Origin of the sequence: Microbacterium sp. (assembly GCF_049661145.1) — a bacterium.
Classification (GTDB): Bacteria; Actinomycetota; Actinomycetes; order Actinomycetales; family Microbacteriaceae; genus Microbacterium.
Genome location: NZ_JBASZT010000277.1, coordinates 1 through 6,693, shown reverse-complemented (window position 1 = coordinate 6,693; position 6,693 = coordinate 1). Strand labels below are relative to the sequence as shown.

Sequence of the window (6,693 nt, the reverse complement as noted above, 5' to 3'; positions counted from 1 at the left end):
GCGGCGGGTGCGGCGCGCGGCGCGCGTGGGCTCGGGCGTCTCGCCGAGCTCGAGTTCGGCCATGGCGCGGGGGTCTTGTGCAAGTGACACGTCATGCTCCGATCAGCTGACGCGCACGCGCGGGTCGAGGCGCACGTACACGATGTCCACGAGGAAGTTGGCGACCAGCACGGCGGTGGTGATCGTGAGGAACAGTCCCTGCATGAGCGGATAGTCGAGGTTCTGCACTGCCGACAGCAGCTGGTAGCCGACGCCGGGGTAGGCGAAGACGACCTCGGTCAGCAGAGCACCCCCGACGATGAAGCCGAGGGACATCCCGAAGGCGGTGACTGACGGCAGCATCGCGTTGCGCGCGGCGTACGCCATCATGATGCGGCCGGATCGCAGGCCCTTGGCCTCGGCCATCGTGATGTAGTCCTCCGCGTTCGTCGAGATCATGGTGTTGCGCATCCCCAGCATCCAGCCGCCGATCGAGACGAGCACGATCGAGACGGCGGGAAGGAACAAGTGGTACGCAACGTCGCCGACGAACGCGAGCGAGAACTCTGGGACGGCACCGACCGAGAAGGCGTGGCGCACGGGGAACCAACCGAGGGTCACGCCGAACAGGTACAGCAGACCCATTGCGAGCCAGAAGTAGGGAAAGGAGCCGATGAAGATGAGCACCGGCGGCAGCACGGAGTCCAGCACGCCTCCGCGCCGCCAGGCGGCGAGGATCCCGAGCAGGTTGCCGATCACGACCGCGATGATCAGCGACGTCAGACCGAGGAGGATCGTCCAGCCGATCTGGCTCGCGATGACATCGGTGACGGGAGTGGGAAAGCGCGAGATCGAGAAGCCGAAGTCACCCGTGAGGATCTGCCCGAGGTAGCGGAAGTACTGCTCCCACAGGGGGGCGTCGTCGAGTCCGAACGAGCGGCGCAGCGCCTCGATCTGGTCGGGGCGGATGGCGCCCTGCAGCCGCGCCACCATCCGGGTGACGGGGTCGCCGGGCATGAGGCGCGGCAGCACGAAGTTCAGGGTGATGGAGACCCAGAAGGCGGCGAGGTAGAAACCCAGGCGCCGAAGGATGTATCCCATGTTCTTTCTCCTCGGAGACTGCCGCGGCGCCGTGATCCGGGCGCAGCGGCGCGGCAGCCGTCCGATGCGTCAGCCCTTGACGGGCTCGAGGGTGGTGAGGATGAGGACCGCGGTGCGCGCCTTCGGGGCGCCCAAGGAGGCATAGGGGTTGTCCTCGTTCGGCCATCCGGTGAACCGCGCGGTCGTGGCCGCGCCGAACTCCGGACCGGGGAACAGCGGCACCACCGGTGCCTCCTCGGCGAACAAAGCCTGCAGCTCGTTCAGGATCTGCTGCTGATCGGTCTCGTCCGAGGTCGACGCGAACTGCGCGAGCAGCGTGTCGGCCTCGGTACTGCCATACCGGTGGTAGTTCTCGAATGCCTGCTCGCCGACCGGCTTGACCGTCTCGGTCGACATGACGCCGCGGTAGAACTGGTACGGCGTCGGGGCATTGTTGCTCCAGACGATGCCGGAGTCGAACGTGCCGTTCTCATAGCTCGACACGACGTCTGCCCAGTCACGCGCAGCCACCGTGACCGTCACGCCGAGCTCGGCGAGGTTCTGCGAGATGACGTTGCCGACCGACACCCAGTCGCTCGAGGTGGTGCCGACCGAGTAGTCGAACGCGAACGGCGTTCCGTCGGGCAGGACGCGCTTTCCGTCGACGCCGAGAGTGATCCCCGCGGCATCCAGCAGCTTGCCGGCACCCTCGAGATCGCGCGTGGTCCACGTGCAGGCGCCGACGACCGACTCGTCGCGCCACGCATCGTACGCACCGGACAGACCCGTGCAGTCGGCGGGCTTGGTGTAGCCCTGCATGCCGATCGAGGTGACCTGGTCACGGTCGACGGCCATCGACAGCGCCTTGCGCACATTCGGGTCGTCAAAGGGCGCCTTCGTCGTGTTGAACTGCCAGCTGACCGTCGACCCGATCGTGGGAAACCAGTAGAAGCGGTGTTCCGGGTCTTTGTCGACGAACGACTCCTGGATGTTGGGCATGAACTGCGGCGCCCAGTCGACGTCGCCGTTGGCGGCGGCGAGGTTTGCACCGTCGTTGCCGGCGAACGCCAGCATGCGCACGCCCTCGATCTTCTGCTTCTCCGGCTGCCAGTAGTGGGGGTTCTTCAGCAGGTCGAACGACTGCGCCTGGAAGTTCGTGACCTGGGTGTACGGGCCGGTACCGACCGGGTCCGGGTTGGTGAACTTGGCTGGGTCGTCCTGCTCGTCCCAGATGTGCGACGGGGCGATGACCTGCTGTCCGACGTCCAGCAGCGCCGGTGAGAACGGCGTGTTGAAATCGAACTGGACGGTCAGGTCATCGACCGCGGTCACGGTGTCGATGTAGTCGAACCCGCCGCGGATCTCCTTCTGCAGGGCGAAGCTCGTGACGACGTCCTGGGCGATGAGGGGCTCGCCGTCGGACCATTTCACCCCGTCCCGCAGGTGGAAGGTGAGTCCGGTTCCGTCCGCGGCGGCATCCCAATCCGTGGCGAGCCACGGCGTCGTGGCGCCGTCGGCGGGGTTGAAGACGAGCATCGATTCGTAGATCGCGACCTGGGTCATCGGGAAGTCGGGGTTGGAGAACGGGTTGAAGTTGCGATCGAACGTGCCCATGTCCTCGCGGGGGATCGTGAGGAGTTGCGTTCCGTCGACCTTGGCGGAGTCGCCACCGCCCCCGGAGCATCCCGAAAGCAGGACTGCGCCCGCCGCGACGACGGCCGCAAGCGCGGCGAGCCGTCCTCTGTGAAGTGCCATGATTGGTGCTGTTCCTTTCTTCTGCGTTGAAGCCGAAGGTTGTGCTCGCCGGAGATGTCCAGTCAGACCGACGAGCGTTCGAGGAGCGGGCAGTCGACCGTCACGATCTTCGTGTCGGTCGGCTCTCCCGCCGTGATTGCGGCGAGGAGATCCACGCCGATTGCGCCCATCCGTTCGAAGGGCAGCGCGACCGTCGTCAGCCCCGGCCTCAGGTACGCCGCGATGAGCTCCTGATTGTCGAAGCCGATGACGGCGACGTCGTGAGGGATGCGCAGTCCGCGCTCCTTGATCGCGTCGTACGCGCCCATCGCCATCCGGTCGTTGGCGCAGAAGATCGCGGTGGGCGGCTCGGGCAGATCGAGCAGCTGCTCGGTCGCCACGAACCCGCTGTCGGCTGTGGCATGCCCGGTGATCTCCAGGACGGGTTCCGGAATGATCCCGGCCTCGCGGAGCGCCGCGCGAAAGCCGTCTCTGCGTCCGATCGCCGCGGGTATGCCGGGATCGAGGTTCACGAAACCGATCCGACGGTGTCCCGCCGCTAGCAGACGCTCGGTCGCGCGTCGGCCGCCCGCGCGCTCATCGGGAACGACTGCGGGGAAGCGGCCTTCGACGTCGAAGCAGTTCACGAGGACGGTCGGCACTTCGTGAGCGATATCCGGCACGACCACCGCACGGTGCCAGGTCGCCGCATAGATCAGTCCCTCGACGCGCTGCTCGAGCAGACGTTCTACGGCTGCGGTCTCGGCGACCGGGTCGGACTCGGTAGACGCGATGAGCAGGAACTTGCCGTCGGTCATAGCCCGATCCTGAGCACCTTTGATGACGTCGACGGCGAAGGGTGCGGTGACGATCTCGGTGACCAGGCCGTACCAGTCGCTGCGCTGCTGCGCGAGAGCACGGGCCCCGGCGTTGGGGCGGTAGCCGAGCTCACTGGCGGCGTCCATCACGCGGCGCCGGGTCTCGGGGGCGAGCGTGATGTCGCGACGGTCGTTGAGCACGAGAGACACCGCGGTGCGTGAGACGCCGGCATGGTCAGCCACGTCCTTCATCGTCACTGCGCGCGCGCGGGGGGTCTTCTTCGACATCTTTCCTCATCTTTGACGAGAGCACTAACGCGAGTTAGCTCCTGCTGCACCCAGGCTAACGCGAGTTAGATGGAGTGTCAAGCGGCTCGCCTCGCCCACGTTTACGCCGGCGAAGGGGCCCTTTCCCCTCAGCGGCGGGGGCTTCACTTCAGAGGCCGAACTTCCGCAGAGGTGCCAAATGGCGGATGCCGGGGCCGATGACCCGCACTTTGACGCCTCCGAGCGAAGGCGGAGACAGTTCGACGGCGCCGAACTGCGGATGCCGCGGCATCCGACCCGCACTTTGACGCCTCCGGACGACGCGCGGGACAGCCGCGCCACAGCAGCGCGGGACAACCGAACGCGACAGCAGCCGACGCGGACCCCTACTTCACGAGGGGGAAGAGGATCGTTTCGCGGATGCCGAGGCCCGTGATCGCCATGAGCAGCCGGTCGATGCCCATACCCATGCCACCCATCGGCGGCATGCCGTGCTCCATCGCACGCAGGAACTCCTCGTCGATCGTCATCGCCTCGTCGTCGCCGCGAGCGGCGAGCTTCGCCTGCTCCGTGAAGCGCTCGCGCTGGATGACCGGGTCGACCAGTTCGGAGTACCCGGTGGCCAGCTCGAAGCCGCGCACGTACAGATCCCACTTCTCCACGACGCCCGGGATCGAGCGGTGCTCGCGCACGAGCGGGCTCGTGTCGACCGGGAAGTCCATGACGAACGTCGGGCGGCTGAGCGACCCCTTCACGAAGTGCTCCCACAGCTCCTCGACCCACTTGCCGTGGGTCGCGTGCGGCGGGGCCTCGACACCCTCGGCCGCGGCGAGCGCCTCGAGTTCGGCGACGGTGGTCTGCGGGGTGATCGTGTGGCCGGATGCCGCGGTCAGCGAGTCGTACATCGAGATGCGGTCCCACTCGCCGCCGAGGTCGAACTCGGTGCCGTCGGCCCACGTGACGGTGGTCGTCCCCGCGACGGCGATCGCCGCGTTCTGGATGAGCTGCTGCGTCAGATCGGCGATGCCGTGGTAGTCGGTGTAGGCCTGGTAGGCCTCGAGCATCGCGAACTCGGGGCTGTGCGTGGAGTCGGCACCCTCGTTGCGGAAGTCGCGGTTCACCTCGTACACGCGCTCGATCCCACCCACGACGGCGCGCTTGAGGAACAGCTCCGTCGCGATGCGCAGGTACAGCTGGGTGTCGAACGCGTTGGAGCGCGTGATGAAGGGACGGGCGGCCGCCCCTCCCGGCTGCACCTGCAGGATCGGGGTCTCGACCTCGACGAAGCCGTGCGAGTCCAGCGTGTGGCGGATGCTGGCGTTCACCTTCGCGCGAGCGCGCACAGTGTTGCGCGCCTGCTCCCGCACGATGAGGTCGAGAAAGCGGGAGCGCACACGGCTCTCCTCGCTGAGCTCGGTGTAGAGGTTCGGCAGGGGAAGGAGCGCCTTGCTCGCGATCGTCCAGTCGCTCACCATGATCGACAGCTCACCCCGCCTGCTGGAGATGACCTCACCGGTCACGGAGACGTGATCGCCGAGGTCTACGAGCTCCTTCCAGCGCTGCAGCGAGTCCGCGCCGACGCTTGCGAGCGACACCATCGCCTGGATGCGACTGCCGTCGCCGGACTGCAGGCTCGCGAAGCATAGCTTGCCGGTGTTGCGGCTGAACACGACGCGTCCGGCGACGGCGACCGTCACCCCGGTCTCAGCGCCGGCCTCGAGGTCGCCGAAGCGCTCGCGCACGGCGGGGATCGTGTCGGTGACCGGAACCACGACCGGATAGGCGCCACCGGCGGCATCCGCCCGCTCGGCGATGAGGCGCTCGCGCTTCGCCAGGCGCACGGCCTTCTGCTCGTGCGTGTCCTCGTCGGACAGCTCGGGCGCGGTGGTGTTCTCGGTCATGGCGTGACGGGGCTCCTCGGATCGACGTCCCAGTCTATCGGCGGCCAGTCACTCCCCTTCGGCAGTCGCTCGCGCACAGTGCGGTCGCCTCAGACTATGCCGAAGCGACTGCCGAAGCTCTCCCGGGGCCAGCCTCTCCCGTTCGGCAGTCACTCGCGCAGAGTGCAACGGCCCCGGACCGTGCCGAAGCGACTGCCGAAGCGCCCCGGGTCGAAGGGCCCGCGAGCGGGTCCAGCCGCAGGGTCAGGCGTCGGAGAGAGGCGGAGCGCCGTCCTGCAGCGCGCGGTCGACGGTGGAGTGCACGAGCGCCGACAGGTAGCGACCGGGCTCCTCGACGCCCGCATCGCGCAGCAGTGCGGTGGACTGGCGCACGATGGATGCCGAGAAGTCGGTCGCCGTGGCGATCGCCTCGCCGTACGCGGCGCGATCGGCCTCGGCGATGACGACGGGCTCGCAGCCGAGCTCGACGGCGAGCGCCTGCGCAATCGGCAGCACCGCCGGCGGCGCCGTCACCGCGGCGAACGCGCCGTGCAACTGCCGTAGATCGATCGTCGTCCCCGTGAAGGTGACGGCGGGGTGCACGGCCAGCGGAATCGCGCCGAGGCGCGCCGCCGGGGTCAGCACGCCGATCCCCCAGGCGGGGTCGGTGTGCAAAACGAGCTGCCCGGTCTGCCACTGGCCGAGTTCCGCCAGTCCGCCCACCAGTGGCGGCAGCTCGTCGTGCGGCACCGCCAGGACCACCAGTTCGCTGCGGCGGACGATCTCGTCGGCGTCGAGCACGGGGACGTCCGGCAGGATCGCCTCGACCCGCTCGCGATCGGAGCCCGCCGTGATCCCGAGCAGCGCGTGCCCGGCTCCGGCGAGCGCCGCTCCGATCACCGGCCCCACCCGGCCGCCCCCGATGACGCCGACGC

The 6,693-nt window shown here is 68.2% G+C and carries 5 protein-coding genes; all 5 read right to left on the bottom strand.

What is annotated here, in order from left to right:
• Nucleotides 1-102: 102 nt before the first annotated feature.
• Nucleotides 103-1,080, bottom strand: coding sequence for an ABC transporter permease (locus WBP48_RS11635; protein ID WP_424440588.1), 978 nt, complete (start codon nucleotides 1,078-1,080; stop codon nucleotides 103-105).
• Nucleotides 1,081-1,149: 69 nt separating this feature from the next.
• The gene (locus WBP48_RS11630; RefSeq protein WP_424440586.1) at nucleotides 1,150-2,814 is read right to left on the bottom strand and encodes an ABC transporter substrate-binding protein; all 1,665 of its coding nucleotides are present in this window, start codon (nucleotides 2,812-2,814) and stop codon (nucleotides 1,150-1,152) included.
• A gap of 62 nt (nucleotides 2,815-2,876) precedes the next feature.
• Nucleotides 2,877-3,899, bottom strand: a complete 1,023-nt coding sequence (locus WBP48_RS11625; RefSeq protein ID WP_424440584.1) for a LacI family DNA-binding transcriptional regulator — start codon at nucleotides 3,897-3,899, stop codon at nucleotides 2,877-2,879.
• Nucleotides 3,900-4,264: 365 nt separating this feature from the next.
• On the bottom strand, nucleotides 4,265-5,779 hold the full coding sequence (gene lysS, locus WBP48_RS11620) for a lysine--tRNA ligase (RefSeq protein WP_424440582.1): 1,515 nt from the start codon (nucleotides 5,777-5,779) through the stop codon (nucleotides 4,265-4,267).
• A gap of 243 nt (nucleotides 5,780-6,022) precedes the next feature.
• The coding region (locus tag WBP48_RS11615; protein WP_424440580.1) for a DUF2520 domain-containing protein at nucleotides 6,023-6,693 on the bottom strand (671 nt) is incomplete at its 5' end.